The organism is Nocardia yamanashiensis (genome assembly GCF_021183565.1).
GTDB classification, from domain to species: domain Bacteria; phylum Actinomycetota; class Actinomycetes; order Mycobacteriales; family Mycobacteriaceae; genus Nocardia; species Nocardia yamanashiensis.
Genome location: NZ_CP089226.1, coordinates 3,569,004 through 3,588,609, shown reverse-complemented (window position 1 = coordinate 3,588,609; position 19,606 = coordinate 3,569,004). Strand labels below are relative to the sequence as shown.

At 68.0% G+C, this 19,606-nt stretch carries 20 protein-coding genes; 16 read left to right on the top strand and 4 right to left on the bottom strand.

Annotation, left to right across the window (positions count from 1 at the left end):
• The first annotated feature begins 52 nt into the window (after positions 1-52).
• Positions 53-472 carry an ester cyclase gene (locus LTV02_RS17285; protein ID WP_233040968.1) on the top strand — a complete coding sequence of 140 codons (420 nt, stop codon included), beginning with the start codon at positions 53-55 and terminating at the stop codon, positions 470-472.
• Positions 473-574: 102 nt separating this feature from the next.
• The gene (locus LTV02_RS17280) at positions 575-832 is read left to right on the top strand and encodes a hypothetical protein (RefSeq protein ID WP_233040967.1); all 258 of its coding nucleotides are present in this window, start codon (positions 575-577) and stop codon (positions 830-832) included.
• A 4-nt stretch (positions 833-836) separates the two neighbouring features.
• Here the strand turns inward: LTV02_RS17280 and LTV02_RS17275 are convergent, their stop codons facing one another.
• Entirely contained in the window at positions 837-1,256 is a 420-nt protein-coding gene (locus LTV02_RS17275) for an SRPBCC family protein (protein ID WP_233040966.1), read from the bottom strand.
• A gap of 168 nt (positions 1,257-1,424) precedes the next feature.
• Between LTV02_RS17275 and steA the strand changes: the two genes are divergently transcribed.
• From steA to xerD, 5 genes are all read left to right on the top strand, one after another.
• Entirely contained in the window at positions 1,425-2,636 is a 1,212-nt protein-coding gene (steA, locus tag LTV02_RS17270) for a putative cytokinetic ring protein SteA (protein WP_067713710.1), read from the top strand.
• A 7-nt stretch (positions 2,637-2,643) separates the two neighbouring features.
• A complete protein-coding gene (locus LTV02_RS17265) occupies positions 2,644-3,561 on the top strand; it encodes a copper transporter (protein WP_233040965.1) in 918 nt (305 codons plus the stop codon).
• Positions 3,562-3,702: 141 nt separating this feature from the next.
• Positions 3,703-5,430, top strand: coding sequence for a CTP synthase (locus tag LTV02_RS17260; RefSeq protein WP_067713715.1), 1,728 nt, complete (start codon positions 3,703-3,705; stop codon positions 5,428-5,430).
• The gene (locus LTV02_RS17255) at positions 5,427-6,101 is read left to right on the top strand and encodes an NUDIX domain-containing protein (protein WP_233040964.1); all 675 of its coding nucleotides are present in this window, start codon (positions 5,427-5,429) and stop codon (positions 6,099-6,101) included. Before LTV02_RS17260 ends, LTV02_RS17255 begins: the two co-directional genes overlap by 4 nt.
• A 102-nt stretch (positions 6,102-6,203) precedes the next feature.
• Positions 6,204-7,133 (top strand): site-specific tyrosine recombinase XerD, encoded by a 930-nt coding sequence (xerD, locus tag LTV02_RS17250; RefSeq protein WP_233040963.1) that lies wholly within the window; start codon positions 6,204-6,206, stop codon positions 7,131-7,133.
• Between the two features lie 7 nt (positions 7,134-7,140).
• Here the strand turns inward: xerD and LTV02_RS17245 are convergent, their stop codons facing one another.
• Positions 7,141-7,395, bottom strand: a complete 255-nt coding sequence (locus LTV02_RS17245; protein ID WP_233040962.1) for a hypothetical protein — start codon at positions 7,393-7,395, stop codon at positions 7,141-7,143.
• Positions 7,396-7,768: 373 nt separating this feature from the next.
• Between LTV02_RS17245 and LTV02_RS17240 the strand changes: the two genes are divergently transcribed.
• The 6 genes from LTV02_RS17240 (at position 7,769) to der (ending at position 14,235) form a co-directional block, all read left to right on the top strand.
• Complete coding sequence (locus LTV02_RS17240) at positions 7,769-8,662, top strand: ParA family protein (protein ID WP_067714416.1); 894 nt, start codon at positions 7,769-7,771, stop codon at positions 8,660-8,662.
• 95 nt (positions 8,663-8,757) lie between these two features.
• Entirely contained in the window at positions 8,758-9,648 is an 891-nt protein-coding gene (locus LTV02_RS17235; RefSeq protein ID WP_233041606.1) for a segregation and condensation protein A, read from the top strand.
• A gap of 80 nt (positions 9,649-9,728) precedes the next feature.
• The gene (gene scpB, locus LTV02_RS17230) at positions 9,729-10,454 is read left to right on the top strand and encodes an SMC-Scp complex subunit ScpB (protein ID WP_408639404.1); all 726 of its coding nucleotides are present in this window, start codon (positions 9,729-9,731) and stop codon (positions 10,452-10,454) included.
• Positions 10,455-11,054: 600 nt separating this feature from the next.
• Positions 11,055-12,092, top strand: coding sequence for a pseudouridine synthase (locus tag LTV02_RS17225; protein ID WP_233041605.1), 1,038 nt, complete (start codon positions 11,055-11,057; stop codon positions 12,090-12,092).
• Between the two features lie 62 nt (positions 12,093-12,154).
• Positions 12,155-12,823 carry a (d)CMP kinase gene (gene cmk / locus LTV02_RS17220; RefSeq protein ID WP_233041604.1) on the top strand — a complete coding sequence of 223 codons (669 nt, stop codon included), beginning with the start codon at positions 12,155-12,157 and terminating at the stop codon, positions 12,821-12,823.
• Complete coding sequence (gene der, locus LTV02_RS17215) at positions 12,820-14,235, top strand: ribosome biogenesis GTPase Der (protein ID WP_233040960.1); 1,416 nt, start codon at positions 12,820-12,822, stop codon at positions 14,233-14,235. The genes cmk and der overlap by 4 nt, the downstream gene beginning before the upstream one ends.
• 94 nt (positions 14,236-14,329) lie before the next feature.
• Here der and LTV02_RS17210 read toward each other — a convergent pair whose 3' ends face one another.
• Positions 14,330-15,055, bottom strand: coding sequence for a TetR/AcrR family transcriptional regulator (locus LTV02_RS17210; RefSeq protein WP_233040959.1), 726 nt, complete (start codon positions 15,053-15,055; stop codon positions 14,330-14,332).
• Positions 15,056-15,167: 112 nt separating this feature from the next.
• On the opposite strand from LTV02_RS17210, the gene LTV02_RS17205 reads away from it, so the two are divergent.
• Together LTV02_RS17205 and LTV02_RS17200 are read left to right on the top strand one after the other, a co-directional pair.
• Positions 15,168-16,118, top strand: a complete 951-nt coding sequence (locus LTV02_RS17205; RefSeq protein WP_233040958.1) for an ATP-binding cassette domain-containing protein — start codon at positions 15,168-15,170, stop codon at positions 16,116-16,118.
• Positions 16,118-16,885 (top strand): ABC transporter permease, encoded by a 768-nt coding sequence (locus LTV02_RS17200; RefSeq protein WP_233040957.1) that lies wholly within the window; start codon positions 16,118-16,120, stop codon positions 16,883-16,885. Before LTV02_RS17205 ends, LTV02_RS17200 begins: the two co-directional genes overlap by 1 nt.
• Positions 16,886-16,995: 110 nt before the next feature.
• Here LTV02_RS17200 and LTV02_RS17195 read toward each other — a convergent pair whose 3' ends face one another.
• Entirely contained in the window at positions 16,996-18,324 is a 1,329-nt protein-coding gene (locus LTV02_RS17195) for a hypothetical protein (protein ID WP_233040956.1), read from the bottom strand.
• Positions 18,325-18,752: 428 nt separating this feature from the next.
• Here LTV02_RS17195 and LTV02_RS17190 point away from each other — a divergent pair, with 428 nt between their 5' ends.
• Positions 18,753-19,601, top strand: coding sequence for a 1-acyl-sn-glycerol-3-phosphate acyltransferase (locus LTV02_RS17190; protein ID WP_233040955.1), 849 nt, complete (start codon positions 18,753-18,755; stop codon positions 19,599-19,601).
• The last annotated feature ends 5 nt before the right edge of the window (positions 19,602-19,606 follow it).

The window sequence follows — 19,606 nt, the reverse complement described above, 5'->3', positions numbered from 1 at the left end:
GAAACTCATCTCACGAAGATAGCAGAGTCTCACAAACACGGGAGGATGCGTGATGACGACCAAGGATGAAATGGATCGAATCTTCGCCCGGCACTGCGCGGCGGAGGCGGACAAGGACATCGGCGCGATTCTGGACACGCTGACCGACGACGTCGAACACGACGCGGTGGGCGATCCGCGAGGGGTATTGCGCGACAAGACCGCGATCGCCGAACGCTATCGCGATATCTTCGACGCCCTCGACGAGGACAAGATGGAGACCGTGCACCGGTACTACGGCGCGGACTTCTTCGTCGACGAATCGCACTGGTACGGCCGGGTCGTCGGCGATTTCATGGGGGTTCCGGGCGGCGGGCGGCCGGTGGACTTCCGGATCCTGCATGTCTGCGAGATTCGCGATGGGCGGATGAGCCGCGAGAACGTCTGGCTCGATGTCGCCGCCATCATGCAGCAACTGGCGCCGGCCCAGTAGGCTGCTTCGCGGTGCGGCTCGACGGAGGATCGGGCGCACCGCAACGGCCGTCCGGATCACGGCGGCCGGAACCGCATTTCACCTTTTACGGGGAGGATTTCCATGTCCAGCAATCGAATCCGCCGTCTGGCTGCCGTCGCACTCGTGGGCGCGGCGCTCACCGCCGGGGCGGGGGCCGCGACCGCCGGCCCCATCGCCGGGACCGGCAGTGCGCAGACCGCCCAGCAGCCCGGCGACAAGGGGCCGTTCACGCAGGAGAGCGAATGCCTGTCCCGCGGTAACCGCGGTATCGAGAACGGCGAGTGGAACGATTACGAATGCGTCGGCGGCTACGGCAACTGGACCGTGGTGCCGAAGTAGAGAATTACTTGATGGCCTTGCGGACGCCGCCGATCAGGGCGTTCGTGAGGCCCTTCAGGCCGACCTCGAGGACCTTGCCCGGCACGGGCAGGCTGGGCTCGGACTCCATGGTGTAGACGATCTTGGTGCCGCCGGGGGCGTCGGCGAAGGTGATGGTGCCGACGTGGCGCTTCACCGGCGCGCCGGCGATGACCCGGTAGACCATCTTCTCGCCGGGGACGAGTTCGGTGGTCTCCTCGGTGACGCCGACACCGGCCAGGCCCAGGTGGTACTGCGCGCCGACGCCGGAGGGCACGCCCGCGCCGGGCTTCTTCAGCGAGATCTGGATGGGCAGATACGGGGTGAGGCTGTCGCGCTCGCTGAACAGCTTGAAGACGACGTCGCGGGGGGCCGAGAGGACGGTCTCGACAGTGGTGCTGGTCATGGTCGGCAGCATATCCTTACTCGCCGGTAAGGCGACAGGGCGCAGTCGGACAATCCGGCGCAACAGGGACATTCGGGCGCGGACGCCCGGCATCACTGTGACGAATGGCGGGACGCGCGCGGCGCGCCTCCACCAAAGGTTGAGACTTTCGAGCAATCATCGAGCGTTATGAAGATGCTGGCCTTGCTGTCGCGCAATACCGAAACGCTGCCTGGTCTGACCGGGATGGCCCGGGTAGACCGCAATACCAGGCGTTTGCTGCAGCGTGTCGGACCCGGCGACGTGGTCGTCCTCGACGAGATGGACCTGGACCGGCTCACCGCCGACCGGCTCGTCGAAGCCGGGGTGGCGGTGGTGGTGAACGCCTCGCCGTCGATCTCCGGGCGCTATCCCAATCTGGGCCCGGAAGTACTGGTGGCCAATGGGATCGTGCTGCTCGACGCGGTCAGCTCCGACGTCTTCACCAAGATCAAGGACGGCGCCAAGGTCCGCGTCGCCGACGGCGTGGTGTACGCGGACAAGGTCTCCAAGAAGGAACCCGAGGCGCTCGTCGAGGGCATCGAGCTCACCGAGGCCGGGATCGCGGAACGCATGATCGAGGCGCGCAACGGCCTCGCCGATCATCTGGAAGCGTTCGCGGGCAACACCATCGAGTTCATCCGCACCGAAAGTTCCTTGCTGATCGATGGAATCGGGGTGCCGGAGGTCGTACTCGACATGAAGAAGCGGCATGTCGTGATCGTCGCCGACGCGCCCGACCATGCCGAGGACCTGAAACGGATCAAGCCGTTCATCAAGGAGTACGCGCCCATCCTGATCGGCGTGGGCCGCGGCGCGGATACCTTGACGCGCAACGGATATCGGCCCGACCTGATCGTCGGCGACCCGGAGGAGATCACCGCCACCACGCTCAAATGCGGCGCGGAAGTCATCCTGCCGGCCGATACCGACGGGCACGCAAAGGGTTTGGAGCGCATCCAGGATCTGGGCATCGGCGCCACCACCTTCCCGTCCTCGGGCGCGCCCGCCGATCTGGCGCTGCTGCTGGCCGGGCATCACGGGGCTTCGCTCATCGTGACCGTCGGCGCGGCGGCGTCCCTGGACGACTTCTTCGATCGTGGCCGGCGCGACTCGAATCCGGCGACCTTCCTGACCCGCCTCAAACTGGGCACGCGGCTGATGGATGCGAAAGCCGTTGCGGCGCTGTACCGTCACCGGGGTTCCGGGTGGGCCGTCGCACTGGTGGTGCTGGCCGCGCTGGTCGCCATCGTGGTCGCTTTGCTGGCCACCCACATGGGCGGTGAGCTGACCACCTCGGTCGCGCACAGCTGGGATCGTTTCTCGCTCTGGGTTCAGGGACTTCTCGACAAGCCGAGGTAGGGGCCGCATGATCTCGTTTCGCCATCACGCCGTATCGCTCGCCGCGGTCTTCCTGGCGCTGGCGCTCGGCGTGGTACTCGGCACCCGCACCCACGGGGACGGGTTGTTCCCGGGCACGGGGGACCGGCAGAAGCTGGACGCCCTGACCGCCGAGAACGCCCGGCTCGCCGAACAGGTGAAGGCGTCCGACGCGTTCCTGGCGGGGGCGGCGGGCAAACTGCTGGCGGGCAGCCTCGCCAATCGCAGCGTGCTGGTGTTCACCGCGCCCGACGCCGAGAACGCCGACGCCGACGCGGTGACGGCCGCGCTGACCAATGCCGGGGCCACCGTCACCGGACGGGTCGGGCTCACCGGCGCTTTCGCCGATTCCGCCGAGGGCGATCGGCTGCGGACCGCCCTGGTGAACGTGGTGCCCGCGGGCGCCCAGCTGAAGATCGACGCGGCGGATCAGGGCAGCCTGGCGGGCGACCTGCTCGGCCAGACCCTGCTGACCGATCCGGCCGGACAGCCGCGCGGCACCGCGCAGGAACGCGGGCTGGCCCTCGAGACGCTGCGCGGCGGCGGGTTCCTGAACTTCACCGAACTGCAGCCCGCGCAGCTGGCGGTGCTGGTGGTCGGCGACGGGGCCAAATCCGAGGAGAACAATCGCGGCACCATCCTGGCCCGATTCGCCGGCGGATTGCGCTCGCACAGCGCCGGCGTGGTGCTGGCGGGTCGCTACGGGGCCGCCGACGGTCCGGGGCCGATCGCGGTGGCGCGTTCGGAGGCCGGGCTGTCCGCGGTGACCACCGTCGACAATCTCGACCACGAGATCGGGCGCATCACCACCGTGCTCGGGCTCACCGAGCAGTTGAGCGGCGGCACCGGCCGATACGGCACCGGGGCGAAGGCGACCTCGCTCACAGTCGCGGCCATGCCGCGCTGAGCGAATCCGCACGCCGCGCCGCCGGATCCACCCTCAGCGGCCGGAAATGTAGCCGGGCGGGGCGGGAATCGAGCCAATCGTGAGCAACCGGTGTGCGTGGCATTCGATCGGCATCCCGAATCCGTGTTACCGTGAAGTCCCGTGGGTCAATCACGGATTCCGGCGCGCGCGGCCACGAAACACATCTTCGTCTCCGGCGGTGTCGCCTCTTCACTCGGTAAGGGACTGACCGCCTCCAGCCTCGGTCAGCTGCTCACGTCACGCGGTCTTCGCGTCACCATGCAGAAGTTGGATCCGTACCTGAACGTCGATCCCGGCACCATGAACCCCTTCCAGCACGGTGAGGTGTTCGTGACCGAGGACGGCGCGGAAACGGATCTCGATGTCGGACACTACGAACGCTTCCTCGATCGAGATCTATCGGGTGACGCCAATGTCACTACCGGTCAGGTCTATTCGAAGGTGATCGCCAAGGAGCGCCGGGGCGAATACCTCGGCGACACCGTGCAGGTGATCCCGCACATCACCGACGAGATCAAGAGCCGCATCCTCGCCATGTCGGGGCCGGACCTGCACGGTCAGGTGCCGGATGTGGTGATCACCGAGATCGGTGGCACCGTCGGCGATATCGAGTCGCAGCCGTTCCTCGAGGCGGCGCGGCAGATCCGCCACGAGGTGGGCCGGGACAATTGCTTCTTCCTGCACGTCACGCTGGTGCCCTACCTGGGTCCCTCGGGCGAGCTGAAGACCAAGCCGACCCAGCATTCGGTGGCGGCGCTGCGCAATATCGGCATCCAGCCCGACGCGCTCATCCTGCGCTGCGACCGCGAGGTGCCGCAGGGGCTCAAGAACAAGATCGCGCTGATGTGCGACGTCGATGTCGACGCCTGCATCTCGACGCCCGACGCGCCGTCGATCTACGACATTCCGAAGGTGCTGCACCGCGAGGGCCTGGACGCCTACGTGGTGCGCCGTCTCGGCCTGCCCTTCCGCGATGTGGACTGGACCGTGTGGGGCGACCTGCTGGACCGGGTGCACAACCCGCGCGAACAGGTCACCGTCGCGCTGGTCGGCAAGTACGTCGATCTGCCCGACGCCTACCTCTCGGTCACCGAGGCGCTGCGGGCCGGTGGTTTCGCCGCCCAGGCCAAGGTGAACATCCGCTGGGTGCAGTCCGACGAATGCGAGACCGAAGCCGGTGCGCGTCAGCATCTTTCCGATGTGGATGGCGTGCTGATCCCGGGCGGGTTCGGCATTCGCGGCATCGAGGGCAAGGTCGGGGCGATCAAGTACGCCCGCGAGCGCGGCATTCCGCTGCTGGGCCTGTGCCTGGGCCTGCAGTGCGTGGTCATCGAGGCGGCGCGTTCGGTCGGCATGACCGATGCCAACTCGACCGAGTTCGAACCGGACGTCAAGTACCCGGTCATCTCGACCATGGCCGACCAGGAGCAGATCGTGGCCGGCGAGGCCGATCTGGGCGGCACCATGCGGCTCGGCGCGTATCCGGCTGTGCTGGAGAAGGGTTCGGTGGTCGCGGCGGCCTACGGCGAGACCGAGGTGTCCGAGCGGCACCGGCATCGCTTCGAGGTCAACAACAAGTTCCGCGACAAGATCGCTAAGAGCGGTCTGAAGTTCTCCGGCACCTCGCCCGACGGCCACCTGGTCGAGTTCGTCGAGCTGCCGCAGGACAAGCACCCGTTCTTCGTCGCCACCCAGGCGCATCCGGAACTCAAGTCGCGTCCGACCCGCCCGCACCCCCTCTTCGCCGCGCTGATCCAGGCCGCCCTGAAATATCAGGCCGCCCTGCAGCTTCCGGTGGAGATCCCCGCTTCGGTTCCGGCCGATGAGGGTGAGAAAGTGTCTAAATGACATCCTCGCAAGGCGATAAGGGCGCGGAATCGGTTGATTCCGCGCCCGGTTCGCACGAGTTCGACACCGTCGCCAGCCGCACCGTCTACTCGGGCGCCATCCTGGCCCTGCGCCTGGACCAGGTCGTCATGCCCGGCGGCAAGGTCGCCGAACGCGAAGTGATCGAACACCACGGCGCGGTTGCCGTTGCCGCCGTAGACGACAACGGCAACCTGGTCCTCATCAACCAATACCGCCACCCGATCAAACGCCGCCTCCTCGAACTCCCCGCCGGCCTCCTCGACAAACAAGGCGAGGACCCCCTCGAAGCCGCGAAGCGCGAATTGGCCGAGGAAACCGGGCTGGCAGCCCGCGAGTGGGCGGTCCTGGTGGATGTCGCACTCTCGCCCGGGTTCACCGACGAGGCTCTGCGCGTCTACTACGCCACCGACCTCTACGAAACCCACCAGCCCGCCCCCGAAGGCGAAGAAGCCGACCTCCAGGTCCTCCGCGTCCCCCTGGAAGAAGCCGTCCGCCGAGCCCTCGCCGGCGAAATCACCAACGCCACCGCCGTCGCCGGCGTCCTGGCCCTCACCACCGCCCGCGCCACCGGCGCCGAACTCCGCCCCGCCGACGCCCCGTGGCCGGGCATGCCCACGGCCTTCCTAGAACGCAAAGCCGCACAGGCGTAATCCGCACTGCCGCGCGTACGCGTCGCGCTGTCCGAACACACCGCGTGGATCGCGATCGGCTCGGCTGTCGGTGGGGACTGCCATGATGGGCGGCATGCCCGGATGCTCGCCGTGCTGACACGGCAGATCGATGCTTATCTCGACCATTTGGCGGTCGAGCGGGGTGCTGCGCGCAATACGCTGGCGGCTTATCGGCGGGATCTGGAGCGGTACAGAGCTTTTCTGACGGGGCGGGGGGTCGAGACGCTGGCCCGGGTGTCGGAGACCGATATCGGGGAATTCGTGGTGGCGTTGCGGGCGGGGGACGGCGAGCATCCGGCGTTGGCGGCGAGTTCGGCAGCGCGGGCGTTGGTGGCGGTGCGGGGGTTGCATCGGTTCGCGGCGGCGGAGGGGATTACCGAGGGGGATGTGGCGCATCCGGTGAAGCCGCCTGCGCCGGCGCGGCGGTTGCCCAAAGCGCTGCCTTATGAGCAGGTTTCGCGGTTGCTGGAGGCGGCCGGGGGAGAGTTGTCGGAGGGGCCGCGGGGGTTGCGGGATCGGGCGTTGCTGGAGTTGCTGTATTCGACGGGGGCGCGGATTTCCGAGATCACCGGGCTGGATGTGGATGACATCGATGCCGATGAGCGAGCAGTGGTGTTGCGGGGCAAGGGCGGTAAGCAGCGGATGGTGCCGATCGGGCGGCCCGCGCTGGCTGCCGTCGACGCGTATCTGGTGCGGGGGCGGCCTGCGCTCGCGTTGCGCGGGCGGGGGATTCCGGCGCTGTTCCTGAACCATCGCGGGGGGCGACTATCGCGCCAAACCGCTTGGCAGATACTGCAATCCGCGGCCGAGCGGGCGGGGATCGCGGCGCAGGTTTCGCCGCACACACTGCGGCACTCGTTCGCCACGCATCTGCTGGACGGGGGAGCGGACGTGCGGGTGGTGCAGGAGTTGCTCGGTCATGCCTCGGTGACGACGACGCAGATCTACACGCTCGTCACGGTCGGTACGCTGCACGAGGTCTGGGCGACCGCGCACCCGCGGGCGCGATAGGCGATGATCAGCGCCAGCCTTCGGCGGCACGGCGTTTGATCGTCTCGATGGCCGCCTCGGCCTCGGCCTGCGACACCTCGATGTAGTCGCTGTCGTTGTGGCCGAGCCAGTACCGGTAGAAGAATTCGGTCGGAGCCCACCCGCCCATTTTGAACCGATAGGACTCCGAACGAGTGATCCCGTCCACCTCGTACCGGCGCATGACCGCGGCCGGTTCGGGGCGAACATCGCTGAGCTTGAAATAGAATCGCAAATTCTCCATGGTGGAGTCCTACCGGTTTTTCGCGGGCAGCGGGAGGGGACATGGCCGGGTTCGATCGGGCCGATTCGCATGTATCTCGGTTGATCTGCTGGAATCCTGGTCGGTACCCCGTAACCTGCTGTCCCACAACCGAAGAATGCCCTCGACCGGCCACGAGACCGGAAAGGGGCCTTCTGCACCCACCCTGAAGTGCAGGTTTAGGGCGCGTGTCCGAACATAGGTCTTGCGCGAACAGACGGTAGCGTCTAGTAGGGACCGGTCCGCACACGCGGCCGGGCGCGCCGTCCACCGGCACACCAGCTGCGGGCGGGGCAAGGGCAGGAACGTCGAAGGAGCAGCGGACGTGACGACTACCGGTGGTGCGGGCCAGCGGATCGAAACCGCCGCGCAAACCCTGTGGGAGGCCGCGGATGTGGCCCCCAGCGCGGAACTCGGTCCGACCGGGCGTCCTTTGCGTGAGATCCCCGAACCCGGCGCGCCGGACCATTCCGGCGACGCGCTGATCGTTGCCATGTGCAATCAAAAGGGCGGAGTGGGCAAGACCACCTCGACCATCAATCTCGGTGCGGCGCTGGCCGAATGCGGGCGGCGGGTGCTGCTGGTCGATCTCGATCCGCAGGGCGCGCTGTCGGCGGGTCTCGGTGTGGCGCACCACGATCTCGACCTGACCGTCCACAATCTGCTGATCGGCAACGGCAAGGTCCGCGTCGACGACGTGCTGATGAACACCAAGGTCGAGAACATGGACCTGCTGCCGTCCAACATCGACCTGTCCGCCGCGGAGATCCAGCTCGTCAACGAGGTGGGGCGGGAACAGACGCTCGGTCGCGCGCTGGCGCCGCTACGCAGCCGCTACGACTACATCCTCATCGACTGCCAGCCGTCCCTGGGCCTGCTCACCGTGAACGCGCTGGCCTGCTCCGACGGCGTCATCATTCCGATGGAATGCGAGTACTTCTCACTGCGCGGCCTGGCGTTGCTGAACGATACCGTCGAGAAGGTCAGGGACCGGTTGAATCCCGAGCTGACCCTGTACGGCATCGTTGTCACCATGTTCGATGCCCGTTTGCTGCATTCGCGTCAGGTCATGACGCGCGTGGTGGAGGTGTTCGGCGACCTCGTGTACGACACGGTGATCTCGCGGACCGTGCGTTTCCCGGACGCCAGCGTAGCCGGTGAGCCCATTACCACCTGGGCTCCGAAATCCGGTGGCGCCGAGGCCTATCGCGCCATGGCGCGGGAAGTCATTCACCGGTCGGGCCGTTGAGCGATTCGCCAGACGCAGCGTCCGTGCCTGTATCGGCGGAGGCGGATTCCGCCGTGCCCGGGCCGGATTCGCCGGTGGACGGCGTGCTCGCCGATATGGTGGCGGCGGGGGAGCCCGCGACCCCGGCGGTCGACACCCCTGCCGCAACGGACAATTCGGGCACATCCGGCAAGTTCCATCTGACGCTCAGCAACTTTCAGGGCCCCTTCGATCTGCTGCTGCAGCTGATCAGCTCACGCCGGCTCGACGTCACCGAGATCGCCCTGCACAAGGTGACCGACGAATTCATCGCCTACACCAAGGCTTTGACCGCCAGCCTGTCCGAGGAACAGGGCCTGCGCGCCGACAAGATCCTGGATCAGACCACCGAATTCCTGGTCATCGCCGCCACCCTGCTGGATCTCAAGGCCGCCCGCCTGCTGCCCTCCGGCGAGGTCACCGACGAGGAGGACCTGGAACTCCTCGAAGCCCGTGACCTGCTCTTCGCCCGGCTGCTGCAGTACCGCGCCTTCAAACAGGTGGCCGAACTGCTCGCCGAACTCGAGGCGGCGGCGCTGCAACGGTATCCGCGCGCGGTCGCCCTGGAAGATCGCTACCTGGAGCTGTTGCCCGACGTTACGCTGGGAGTTGACGCCGCCGGGTTCGCGCAGGTGGCCGCGGCGGCGTTCCGGCCGCGTCCGGCACCGCGGGTGGGTGTGGATCACATTCATCAACACACCATTTCGATCGCCGAGCAGGCCGCGCTGGTACTGGAAATGCTGAAAAGCCGTGGGGCGGGCGGCTGGACGACCTTCCACGAACTGTGCGCCGACTGCGAATCGCCGATCCAGATCGTGGCGCGCTTCCTGGCGCTGCTGGAGCTGTACCGCGGCAAGACGATCGAATTCGAGCAGCCCGACCCGCTGGGCCCGCTCTCGGTCAGCTGGATCGGCGAACTCGACGACCAGCCGCCCGCGCCGGTGACGATTGAGGAGGATTACGGGTGACCGAGGCAGGGCACGACGCCGCCACACCGCAGGACCGCGAACCCGAGGCGGCGCCGGACGTGACGCACGACGCGCCGGTCATGTCCGATGCCGACGCCGCGGCGGCCGTGCTGGCCTTCGAGGACGATGCGGCCGGCGGCTCCGAGACCCCGGCCGGGTTCGGCGAGGACGAGGGGTCCGAGCAGCTCGGCGACGACGAGTTCCGGTCGGCGCTCGAGGCCATGCTGCTGGTGGTGGACGCGCCCGCCCCGGCGGAGCTGCTGGCCTCGGCGCTGAACGACACCACGCGCCGCGTCACCCAGGTGCTGCGCGAGATGTCGGCGGAATTGAACGTCCGCCGCAGTGGCATGGATCTCAGATTCGTCGGCGACGGCTGGCGTTACTACACACGGAATGAATACGCACCGTATGTGGAACGTATGCTGTTGGACGGCGCACGGTCGAAACTGACCCGGGCCGCTTTGGAAACACTGGCGGTGATCGCGTACCGTCAACCGGTTACCCGAGCCCGAGTAAGTGCGGTGCGCGGCGTGAATGTGGATGGTGTGATCCGGACCTTGCTGGCGCGAGGGCTGATCACGGAGGCCGGAACGGACCCGGAGACCAACGGCACTTTGTACAGCACCACCGAACTGTTCCTGGAACGGGTCGGCCTCGCGTCCCTGGCGGATCTGCCGCCGTTGGCGCCCCTGCTCCCGGGCGTCGACCTGATCGACGAGATCAACGAGAGCTTGGAAACCGATCCCCGGTTCACCAGGCTCAAAAAGCCCGCCGAGGCGGATATCGACCTCGGCACCGAAGATTGATTGGACAACGTGAATACTCCCGCTCGCCGAGATGGCACACCGGAACGTAGACAACGGGGATTCGAGCCGCAGGGCGGCTCGCGACCCACCCGCGGCCGGACCGAGAGGTCCGCGCAATCGCGCGGTGGAAGTTCGAACGACTCGCGCGGAGGCGCAGGCTACGGCGGCGGCCGTGGCGGCAGCGACTCGCGCGGTGGATCCGGCTCGTACGGCGGCAGCCGCGGCGGATCCGGATATGGCGATTCCCGCGGTGGATCCGGCTCGCGCGGTGGCGCGGGCTACGGCGCCGGCCGTGGCGGCAGCGACTCGCGCGGTGGATCCGGCTCGTACGGCGGCAGCCGCGGCGGATCCGGTTACGGCGATTCGCGCGGCGGTGCGGGCTACAGCGGTGGCCGTGGCGGCAGCGACTCGCGCGGCGGATCCGGCTCGTACGGCGGCAGCCGTGGTGGTTCCGGTTACGGCGATTCCCGTGGCGGCTCGGGTTCGTATGCCGGTCGCGGCGGTTCCGGCGCGGGCGGAAGTGCGCGCGGCGGAAGCGGTTACGGCAATTCCGGCTCGCGTGGTGGTTCCGGTTACGGCGATTCGCGCGGCGGCGCGGCCATGCGCAGCGGTTCCTCGTATGGAAACTCCGCGCGCGACAACCAGTCTCGCGGCGGCGATGCCCGCGGTGGGCAGGGACGGACCGGGTTCGGTTCGGACCGTACGGGTTTCGGTCAGGACCGCAATGCCAGCCGCGGCCGGATCGGCGGCGGACGCCCGCTGGCCCCGACCACTTCGCCTTCGCGGAAGAAGCCGAAGCCGGAGAAGCAGGCGCAGGGTCCGGTGCTGATCAGCAATGCCAAGCCGGCGCGGCATCAGCACGTGGACACCGAGCAGCAGGGCCCGAAGAAGCTCCCGTGGGGCGAGGGCGAGCGGCTGCAGAAGGTGCTCGCCAAGGCCGGTGTGGCCTCGCGCCGCGCGGCCGAGGAGATGATCGAGGCCGGTCGCATCGAGGTCGACGGCAAGATCGTGCGCGAGCAGGGTCTGCGCATCGACCCGGAGAACGCGGTGGTGCGGGTGGACGGCATTCGCGTCGTGGTTCGCGACGAGCAGGTCTACCTGGCGCTGAACAAGCCCAAGGGCTGGCAGTCCACCATGTCCGACGAGCACGGCCGCCCCTGCGTGGGTGACATTGTCGCCGAGCGCATCGCCGCCGGTCAGCGCCTTTTCCACGTCGGCCGCCTGGACGCCGACACCGAGGGCCTGCTGCTGCTCACCAATGACGGCGATCTGGCGCACCGCCTGATGCACCCGTCGTTCGAGGTGTCCAAGACCTACCTGGCCACGGTCGACGGCGAGGTCAACACCCGCTACGTCACCAAGTTGCTCAAGGACGGCGTCGAGCTCGAGGACGGTCCCGCCAAGGTGGACAAGTTCGTGGTGCTCGAGGTCGGCCAGGGTAAGTCCCTGGTGAAGGTGGTACTGCACGAGGGCCGCAAGCACATCGTGCGCCGGCTGCTCGCCGCGGTCGATCACCCGGTGAAGGCGCTGGTCCGTACGCATATCGGCCCGGTCGCGCTCGGCGACCAGCGGCCCGGCACCCTGCGGGTGCTCGGCCGGGACGAAATCGGGAAGCTTTACGAGGCGGTGTCGTTGTGAACGGTGTGGGATTGATCGACACGACCGGCGCGCTGACCGGTTCGGCGCAGCTGGTCGTCGCCATGGACGGCCCGTCGGGCACCGGCAAGTCGAGCGTGTCGCGCTTGCTGGCGACCCGGCTCGGGGCCAGCTACCTCGATACCGGCGCCATGTACCGGGTCGCGACCCTGCGCGTGCTGCGCAGCGGCGTGGACCTCGACGATGCCGCCGCGATCGTGGTGGCCGTCAAGGAACTGCCGCTGACCATCGGCACCGATCCGAGCCGCGAGGTGATCGAGCTCGACGGCGAGGACGTGTCGGACGAGATCCGCGGCAACGCGGTGACCAAGGCCGTGTCCGCGGTGTCGGCGGTGCCCGAGGTGCGCGAGCAGCTGGTGGCCCTGCAGCGCGAGATCGCGTTCGCCGCCGGCCGGATCGTGGTCGAGGGCCGCGATATCGGCACGGTGGTGCTGCAGGACGCGGACGTCAAGATCTATCTGACCGCGTCCGCGGAGGCCCGTGCCTTCCGCCGGAACGCGCAGAACATCGCCGAGGGCCGCGGCGACGATTACGAAGGCGTGCTGGCCGATGTGCAGCGCCGCGACAATCTGGACTCGACCCGCAAGGTGTCGCCGTTGCGTCCCGCCGAGGACGCGATTCTGGTCGACACCAGCGAGCTGACCAAGGACGAGACCATCGACGAGCTGTATCGCGTGGTGGCGCAGCGTATTTCGGCAGGAGGCGGGCAGTGACCCAGGACACCTTCGCGGGTGACGGCATCTGGTCGGACGAATCCGATTGGGATGTGGCCGAATTCGAGGGCGAGCAGGACGCCGAGCACGTTCCGCTGCCCACGCTGGCCATTGTCGGCCGCCCGAACGTGGGCAAGTCGACGCTGGTGAACCGTATTCTCGGGCGTCGCGAGGCCGTGGTGGAGGACATCCCGGGCGTGACCCGGGACCGCATCTCCTACGAGGCCACCTGGGCCGGTCGGCGTTTCATGGTGCAGGACACCGGCGGCTGGGAGCCCGACGCCAAGGGCCTGCAGCAGTCGGTGGCGCGGCAGGCGCAGGTCGCCATGGACACCGCGGACGCCATCGTCGTGGTGGTGGACGCCACGGTCGGCGCGACCTCCACCGACGAGGCGGTCGCGAAGACGTTGCGCCGCTCCAAGACTCCCGTGCTGCTGGTCGCCAACAAGGTCGACAATCAGAAGCTGGAAGCCGACGCGGCGGTGCTGTGGTCGCTGGGTCTCGGTGAGCCGCACATGATCTCGGCCGCACACGGTCGCGGCACCGGCGATCTGCTGGACGAGATCCTGCGCGTCCTGCCCGAAACCCCGCGCGAGGGTACGGGTGTCGCGGGCGGCCCGCGCCGCGTAGCGCTGGTCGGCAAGCCGAACGTCGGCAAGTCCTCGCTGCTGAACAAGCTGACCGGCGAGGAACGCTCGGTCGTGCACAATGTGGTCGGCACCACCGTCGACCCGGTCGACTCGCTGGTCGAATTGGGCGGCAAGCCTTGGCGTTTCGTCGATACCGCCGGCCTGCGCCGCAAGGTCTCGAACGCCAGCGGCCACGAGTTCTACGCCTCGCTGCGCACCAAGGGCGCCATCGAATCCGCCGAGGTCGCGGTCATGCTCATCGACGCCTCCCAGCCGATCACCGAGCAGGACCTGCGCGTCATCTCCATGGTCGCCGAAACCGGCCGCGCCCTGGTCATCGCCTACAACAAGTGGGATCTGGTCGACGAGGACCGTCGCGAGATGCTCGAGCGCGAGATCGACCGCGAAATGGTTCAGGTTCGCTGGGCCCAGCGCGTCAATATCTCCGCTCAGACGGGCCGCGCCGTCCAGAAGCTCGTCCCCGCAATGGAAACCGCTCTGGAATCCTGGGACAAGCGCATCCCGACGGGCCGCCTGAACAACTGGCTCAAGGAAGTCATCGCCGCCACCCCGCCCCCCATGCGCGGCGGCCGCCTTCCCCGAGTCCTGTTCGCCACCCAGGCGTCCACCCGCCCGCCGACGTTCGTCCTGTTCACCACCGGCTTCCTGGAAGCGGGCTACCGCCGCTTCATCGAACGCCGTCTGCGTGAAGAGTTCGGCTTCGACGGTTCCCCCGTGCGCGTGAACGTCCGCGTGCGCGAGAAGCGGGAACGCAAGAAGTAACCCGAGCTGCTCGGTTCTCCGAACGCCCGGCCGCCTGGTCCACCAGGTGCGCCGGGCGTTCGTGTATCCGGATACCGCTGAGCCGCGGCCGGTTTCAAGGGGCCGCCGCGGTTTCGATGTAGCGCTCGTAGCCGTCGAGGAGGCGGTCCAGGGCGAAGCGGAAGTCGGCCTCTTCCCAGTGCATGCCGTCGTCTTCGAAGGCGTTGTTCTGGAGGGCGCGGCTGACGGTGGGGTAGCGGGCCGGGTCGAGGACTTGGAGCAGGACGGCGGTGTAGTCGTGTTCTTCCTTGGCGCGCTTGGTCATTTCGCGCAGGAAGCGGGTGCGGCCGATGACGTAGAGGGAGAGGTTGACCATCAGTTGGAGGCGTTGAGGTTCGGGGATGGGGAGGTCGGCGAGGGCGGACAGGCCGGTTTCGAGCCAGTCCATATTGTTGGGGCCGGTGGGCGGGCCGGACATGCGGATGTCGAGCCACCATTCGTGGGCGCGGATGGCGTGGAATTCCGCCCAGGCCCAGGCCTCCAGGGCGGGCCGCCAGCCGTCGCCCGCGGGTAGCTCGGGGGCGGGGCCGATGACGCGGTCCAGGAGCAGTTCCACGAGGGTTTCCTTGCTGTCGACATAGCGGTACAGCGACATGGGGGTGAAGCCGAGTTGTTTGGCGACGCGGCTCATGGACAGGGCCGCATAGCCTTCCGCGTCGGCGACGGCGATGGCGGCGTCCAGGATCTGGTCCAGGCTCAGGCCGCGTCTGGGTCCGCGGCTGCCGGCGCCGTCCAGGTCCCAGAGCAGCTTCATCGACTTCGGTAGGACGCGCACATCCATGCGGTTTTCCATCCGGCCTCCTGTTTCGTTGCTTACATCTTGCGCCATGCCTGAAACTGTGTAGCCTGTAAACACAGTGTATTGCATACACAGTTTCTGAATCGGGGATCTCATGACGACAACCGGAACCCGCCCTGCCATCGAAGTGGCGGGGCTGGCCAAATCGTTCGGCGAGCACCGGGTGCTGCGCGGCATCGACCTGGAAGTGCCTGCCGGAACGGTGTTCTCGCTACTCGGGCCGAACGGGGCGGGCAAGACCACCGTGGTCCGCATTCTGACCACGCTCGGGCGGCCGGACGCCGGGCAGGTGCGGGTCGGCGGGCGCGATCCGGGGCGCGAACCGGATGCGGTGCGCGGGCTCATCGGCGTGACCGGCCAGTTCTCGGCGGTGGACGAGGTGCTCACCGGCGCGGAGAACCTCCGGTTGATGGGCCGGCTGCTGCATCTGGGCGGGCGGGAAACCGCCGTGCGTACCGAGCGGTTGTTGAAGCAGTTCGATCTGGTGGAGGCGGCGGGCAAGCGGGCGGGCGCGTATTCGGGCGGGATGCGCCGCCGGCTGGATCTGGCCATGAGCTTGATGGGCGATCCGCGCATCGTATTCCTGGACGAGCCCACCACCGGCCTGGATCCGCGCAGCCGCCGTGAACTGTGGGAGGTGATCCGCCGCCTGGTGGGGGAGGGGGTGACCATCTTCCTCACCACGCAGTACCTGGAGGAGGCGGATCAGCTCGCGGACCGTATCGCGGTGCTCGACGAGGGGCGCATCGTGGCCGAGGGCAGCGCCGGTGAGCTGAAGAAGCTGGCGCCCGGCGGGCATATCCGGCTCAGCTTCGCCGACGAACAGGGACTGGCGGCCGCGGCGCGCGCGGTGCCGGTGGCCGAGGTGGATACCGATCAGCTGACGCTGCAGGTGCCCTCCGATGGCAGCATGGCCGAATTGCGCAGGCTACTGGACCATTTCGACGCGCACGCCGTCACCGTCGACCAACTCGCCATCCACACCCCGGATCTCGACGATGTCTTCTTCGCCCTGACCGGATCCGCCACGAAAGGTGAACGGTAATGATCACTCTGCTTCGCGGGGCCGAGGATTCGGCCACCATGGTGGGCCGCAATCTGCGGCACGCCCTGCGCAGCCCGGACACCATGATCATGACGCTCGCGGTCCCGGTGACCATCCTGCTCATGTTCGTATACGTGTTCGGTGGCGCCATGCGCGTCGACGGCGCGTACATCGACTACGTGGTGCCCGGAATCCTATTGCTGTGTGCGGGTTTCGGATCGGGCGGCACGGCGGTGAGCGTCGCGACCGACCTGCACAACGGCATTGTCGACCGGTTCCGGGCCATGCCGATCTCCCGCTCGGCGATCCTCACCGGTCACGTACTCGAGAGCCTGGTGCGCAATCTGTGCACCACCGGCCTGGTGGTCCTGGTCGCCGTGGCGCTGGGTTTCCGGCCCACCACCGATCCGCTGCGCTGGCTCGGGGCGCTGGCCGTGCTCGCCCTGTTCATCCTGGCGCTGTCCTGGGTGGCCGCCGCGCTGGGCGTGCTGGCGTCGAACCCGGAGGCCGCCAACGGTTTCATGTTCATCTTCATGTTCCTGCCCTATGTCAGTAGCGCTTTCGTACCGGCGCAGACCATGCCGAGCTGGCTACGCGGTTTCGCCGAGCATCAGCCGGTGACCTCGGTGACGGAGACGCTGCGCGGGCTGCTCATGGATACGCCGATCGGGAACAGCGCGTGGATCGCGACGGCATGGTGGGTGAGCATCGGACTGATCGGTTACCTGGCGGCGGGCGCGGTCTACAAGCGGCGCGGCCGGGATTGACGAACGGTTCTGGCATTCGATTACGCCGATATGCGCATCTAGGCATGAATGTCGCGAATGTCGGAACCCGCAGTGCAATTCCATGGCAGTCCAAAGAACGGCAACGACGATCAGCGGTCCGGCACGGGCCGCTTCCGTCGCAGCAGCAGGATGGCCAGCACGCATCCCAGCGCGATGGCCACCGCCGTCCATCCCGGCACATAGGTGGCGGGCCGGTCGGCCCCGCACGACCACAGCTCCGAATTCCACGGAATGCCGATCCGCCGATCCCGCAGCGCCGCCAGCGCCGACGGCACGAACTGCACGGCCAGCGCCAGCACGGTACCCGCCGCGATGGACGGCAGCGCCGAACCGAAGCAATACCCGGACACCGCGCACAGCGCCAGCCCACCGAGGATCGCGATGACCGAACTGTCCTGCGCCACCGCGGTGGTGAACACCGCGTACACCGCGAGCACACTGACCGCCAGCCCCGCGTACACGGGAGCGGGCCGGCGCCGGCCGGCGTACAACCCGGCGGCGACGGCCGCGAGCCCGAGCGGCAGCGTCCACGGCGGCGGGGGATTGGCGGTGATGGTGGTGGCGGTCGCCGCGGTCGCGACCATGAGCAAGACCAGCGTGCCGTCGCGCCTGGGCAGCAGCAGCGCCGCGATCAACGCCGCCCCGACGGTCACCACGACCGCGATCGCGACATCGCCGAGCCCCTCGGCCCGCCGGGCCAGCCATTCGGAGGTCCCGGCCAGCGCGGTGATGAGCAGGGCGGCGGCGAAGATCGGCCCGAAGGGCAGATCCACGGCGGTGGTGTGGTGCGCGATCGCGCGTTCCCCGGACAGCAGCAGGCTGGCCGCGATCGCGCACGTCGTGGCCGCGATCAGCCACACCGGCGGCATATCCACGAAGGCGCGATCCAGCAGTGAGTTCGAATCGCTCTGCCCGACAGCGTTTTCCACCACATTGCCGAGCAGGGTACTGGCGATGCCGCCGAGTAGATACCCGATGGCGGGCACGGTGAGTTTCGCTCCGGCGGCGGCGGTTTCACCGCGTTTCAAGGCCGCCGCCCCCGCCGCGCCGAGCAGTATGCCCGCGAAGATGGAGTCGATGAAGTTGGCCGAGGCCAGCGATCCGCCGACGGGCGCGTGCACGACGAGATGGTCGATCAGCACCACCAGCGCGGAACCGAAGGCCGTCGCCCATGCCGCGCGCAGCCCGAACATGCCGACGATGACCGCGGTGACGACGGCGACCAGCGCGCCGGCGGCGCTGGCCCGCGGCACATTGAAGATCAGGAGTGTGGTTTGCAGCGAGCCGGATTCGCCGATGCACCGAAAATCGAAGGGCACCATGAGCGCCAGGCCCGCGACGGTGGCGGCGAGGAATGCCGCCGCGGCGTGGACGGCGTCCCGGTATCGAGTTTCGACGGCGGTGCGATACCGCGGCATGCGCGGCTCCGAACGGTCGTAGTTACACCTCAGCTAGCGCGAGTACACCGTAACAAAGCGGATGGCGATCGGGCCGCAAATACCGTCTGTCTGGTTTGTCAACGGCGGCGGAGGTTTCCGCATCCTAGGGCGGGTAATCGGCCGATGCCGGAGCTATATGCGCGAATGTTGGGTTTCGCACACTCTCTACCAAGCAAGCGTTAGGGTCGATAACGTTGAAGGTGCAGGAGGGCGATGCAGGGGCATCCAATCGCAAGGTGGCGATCTGCGCACACACGCCGAACGGGACCGCGAGGACGCGGCAGTCGGGTTCTATCAATGGGGATGTGACCGGGGGCAATTCTGTTCTGCTCGACGTCGATTCGGACGTCGGCGGGTGTCGTCGCGGGCCGCCCGCCCTCCGCATCGTGACAGAACAGGACAAACACATGAGCGAAACCATGAAGCGCCCGGACCCCAACCACCCGCTGCTGCCATTGGCCCGGGCCTACACCAATTACTTCACGCCCACCGTCAGCGGCCTGGAGAATCTGCCCGCGTCCGGCCCGGCCCTGGTGATCGGCAATCACTCCTCGATCTACTGGGCGCCCGAGGTGTGGATCACCTTCATGTCCATGATGGAGCGCCGCCCGGACGAGCCCAGCTTCGGTGTCGCCCACGAAATCCTTCTGCGCGCACCGCTGTTGGGGGACAGCCTGCGTGACTTCGGCGTCATCGCGGCCTCGCAGGAGGCGGCCTCGGCGGGGCTGAAGGACGGCGGCGCGGTCATGGTCTACCCGGGCGGCGACTGGGAGGCGTGCCGGCCGTGGACCGACCGCGGCAAGATCGATTTCGCGGGGCGCAAGGGTTTCATCCGCCTGGCCATGAAGCTGGGCGTGCCGGTCATCCCGGCGGTGGCGAACGGCGGCCACGACTCCATTTTCGTGCTCAGCCGCGGTGAACGCACCGCGAAACTGCTGCAGCTCGACAAGCTGGTGCGCGCCAAGGTGTTTCCGTACACCGTCGGCCTGCCCTTCGGCGTCGCGCCCATCCTGCCGCAGATTCCGCTGCCCGCGCACGTGAGCGTCAGCTTCCTGCCCGCGCTGGACTGGTCCACCGAGGTCGGCGATCCCGAGGACACCGTGCTGGTGGACGCCGCCTACGAGCAGACGGTCGGCACCATGCAGGCCGAGCTGGACCGGCTGCGCGCCGAAACCCCGAATCCGGTGCTGACGGGCCTGAAGAAGCATGCCGAGGGCCTGCCCGGACCGCTGTCGGCGCTGGCCGGCCTGCTCTGAGAGCC